Annotated in this window: 1 rRNA gene; it reads right to left on the reverse strand. The window is 55.3% G+C overall.

What is annotated here, in order from left to right:
* Nucleotides 1-40: 40 nt before the first annotated feature.
* Nucleotides 41-3,176: ribosomal RNA gene (locus QCD75_RS21630) — 23S ribosomal RNA — on the reverse strand.
* Nucleotides 3,177-3,577: the final 401 nt, after the last annotated feature.

Below are 3,577 nucleotides of genomic sequence, written 5' to 3' on the forward strand. Positions count from 1 at the left end.
TGGTGCGAACCCCTTTTGAAACGGGTTCGCGGGGTGGTGTGTGGTGTAAGTTATCGGCCTATTAGTACCGGTCAGCTTCACGAGTCGTTAGTCCTCGCTTCCACATCCGGCCTATCAACCCAGTGGTCTGGCTGGGGGCCTCTCACACACAAGGTGTATGGAAATCTCATCTCGAAGCGAGCTTCCCGCTTAGATGCTTTCAGCGGTTATCCCATCCGAACGTAGCTAATCAGCGGTGCACTTGGCAGTACAACTGACACACCAGAGGTTCGTCCGTCCCGGTCCTCTCGTACTAAGGACAGCCCTTCTCAAATTTCCTGCGCGCGCAGCGGATAGGGACCGAACTGTCTCACGACGTTCTAAACCCAGCTCGCGTACCGCTTTAATGGGCGAACAGCCCAACCCTTGGGACCTACTCCAGCCCCAGGATGCGACGAGCCGACATCGAGGTGCCAAACCATGCCGTCGATATGGACTCTTGGGCAAGATCAGCCTGTTATCCCCGAGGTACCTTTTATCCGTTGAGCGACGGCCATTCCACAATGTACCGCCGGATCACTAGTCCCGACTTTCGTCCCTGCTCGAGATGTCTCTCTCACAGTCAAGCTCCCTTGTGCACTTACACTCGACACCTGATTGCCAACCAGGCTGAGGGAACCTTTGGGCGCCTCCGTTACTTTTTAGGAGGCAACCGCCCCAGTTAAACTACCCATCAGGCACTGTCCCTGACCCGGATTACGGGCCGAAGTTAGATGTCCAAAGTGACCAGAGTGGTATTTCAACGATGACTCCACCCGAACTGGCGTCCGGGCTTCAACGTCTCCCACCTATCCTACACAAGCCACTCCGAACACCAATACCAAACTATAGTAAAGGTCTCGGGGTCTTTCCGTCCTGCTGCGCGTAACGAGCATCTTTACTCGTACTGCAATTTCGCCGAGTTTATGGTTGAGACAGCGGGGAAGTCGTTACTCCATTCGTGCAGGTCGGAACTTACCCGACAAGGAATTTCGCTACCTTAGGATGGTTATAGTTACCACCGCCGTTTACTGGGGCTTGAATTCTCAGCTTCGCCTTGCGGCTAACCGGTCCTCTTAACCTTCCAGCACCGGGCAGGAGTCAGTCCGTATACATCGTCTTGCGACTTCGCACGGACCTGTGTTTTTAGTAAACAGTCGCTTCCCCCTGGTCTCTGCGGCCCCTGCACGCTCCGGACAGCTAGTGTCCATCACGATGGGGGCCCCCCTTCTCCCGAAGTTACGGGGGCATTTTGCCGAGTTCCTTAACCATAATTCTCTCGATCGCCTTAGTATTCTCTACCTGATCACCTGTGTCGGTTTGGGGTACGGGCGGCTAAAACCTCGCGTCGATGCTTTTCTAGGCAGCATAGGATCACCGAATCCCCCCTTACGGGAGTCCCATCGGATCTCAGGCATCATGAACGGCGGATTTGCCTACCGTTCGCCCTACATCCTTAGACCGGGACAACCATCGCCCGGCTCGGCTACCTTCCTGCGTCACACCTGTTAATACGCTTGCCTCCCAGGATCAGGTCCCGCGCTCCACCAAAACCCTCCCACCACAAGGGCGGTCAGGCAGGCTTCGGGCAGTTAGTATCCCCTGTTCAGCATGGGCGGTTTTTCGCCGGTACGGGAATATCAACCCGTTGTCCATCGACTACGCCTGTCGGCCTCGCCTTAGGTCCCGACTTACCCAGGGCAGATTAGCTTGACCCTGGAACCCTTGATCATTCGGCGGACGGGTTTCTCACCCGTCTTTCGCTACTCATGCCTGCATTCTCACTCGTGTAGGCTCCACCGCTGGTTTACACCGCGACTTCACTGCCCACACGACGCTCCCCTACCACTCCAGACGCCTGAACCAACCCACAAAGGGGCGGCTTAGCTAATATCTGAAATCCACAACTTCGGCGGTGTACTTGAGCCCCGCTACATTGTCGGCGCGGAATCACTTGACCAGTGAGCTATTACGCACTCTTTTAAGGATGGCTGCTTCTAAGCCAACCTCCTGGTTGTCTTCGCAACTCCACATCCTTTCCCACTTAGCACACGCTTAGGGGCCTTAGTTGGTGGTCTGGGCTGTTTCCCTCTCGACTATGAAGCTTATCCCCCACAGTCTCACTGCTGCGCTCTCACTTACCGGCATTCGGAGTTTGGCTGACGTCAGTAACCTTGTAGGGCCCATTAGCCATCCAGTAGCTCTACCTCCGGTAAGAAACACGCAACGCTGCACCTAAATGCATTTCGGGGAGAACCAGCTATCACGAAGTTTGATTGGCCTTTCACCCCTACCCACAGCTCATCCCCTCCATTTTCAACTGAAGTGGGTTCGGTCCTCCACGACGTCTTACCGTCGCTTCAACCTGGCCATGGGTAGATCACTTCGCTTCGGGTCTAGATCACGCCACTGCAACGCCCTATTCAGACTCGCTTTCGCTACGGCTTCCCCACACGGGTTAACCTCGCGACGTAACACTAACTCGCAGGCTCATTCTTCAAAAGGCACGCCGTCACCAGAATCAGACTGGCTCCGACGGATTGTAAGCACACGGTTTCAGGTACTGTTTCACTCCCCTCCCGGGGTACTTTTCACCTTTCCCTCACGGTACTGGTCCGCTATCGGTCATTAGGGAGTATTTAGGCTTATCAGGTGGTCCTGACAGATTCACACGGGATTTCTCGGGCCCCGTGCTACTTGGGATACCCCCCGGGCGGTACACAACATTTCGGTTACGGGGCTCACACCCTCTCTGGCCGGCCTTTCAAGACCGTTCACCTATGCCTGTACTACACACCCCACTGTCCCGGCAGAGACAGAATGGGAAGTCCCACAACCCCGACCATGCAACGCCCGCCGGCTATCACACATGGAACGGTTTAGCCTGATCCGCGTTCGCTCGCCACTACTGACGGAATCACTATTGTTTTCTCTTCCTGCGGGTACTGAGATGTTTCACTTCCCCGCGTTCCCTCCACGCACCCTATGTGTTCAGATGCGGGTCACCAGGCAACTCGCGCCCCTGGCGGGGTTTCCCCATTCGGACACCCTGGGATCACAGTCCGGTTATCGACTCCCCCAGGCTTATCGCAGATTCCTACGTCCTTCTTCGGCTCCTAATGCCAAGGCATCCACCGTGTGCTCTTAAAAACTTGACCACAAAAGATCAAAAAAACTAATTTTCGAGAGAACCATGAAAACCACCACCACCGCCCCGAAGGACAACAGCGACAGATCCAGGTTCATATTCTTGGAAATTGCTTCTTATAAAAGATGCTCGCGTCCACTATGTAGTTCTCAAACAACAACCCCAAACCACACACCCCACACACTTCACGTGCGTGCTCGATGCAGCCAGGAAACCAGAAACAAACAAAACCCGGACCCCGCGGCCTACGCCGCGAACCCCGGCCCTGTTGCCTCAGGACCCAACAGTGTGCCAAACACTAAACCGCCCGTACCCTCCCCGCACCGTTCCAGGACACCCACCCCAAAGGGTAAAAATCCGTACTGGGTGCCGGGAAAAAACCGGCGGCCGCTATTCGTTGATATTCCACCC

This window comes from Arthrobacter sp. PsM3 (genome assembly GCF_030433895.1).
GTDB lineage: Bacteria > Actinomycetota > Actinomycetes > Actinomycetales > Micrococcaceae > Arthrobacter.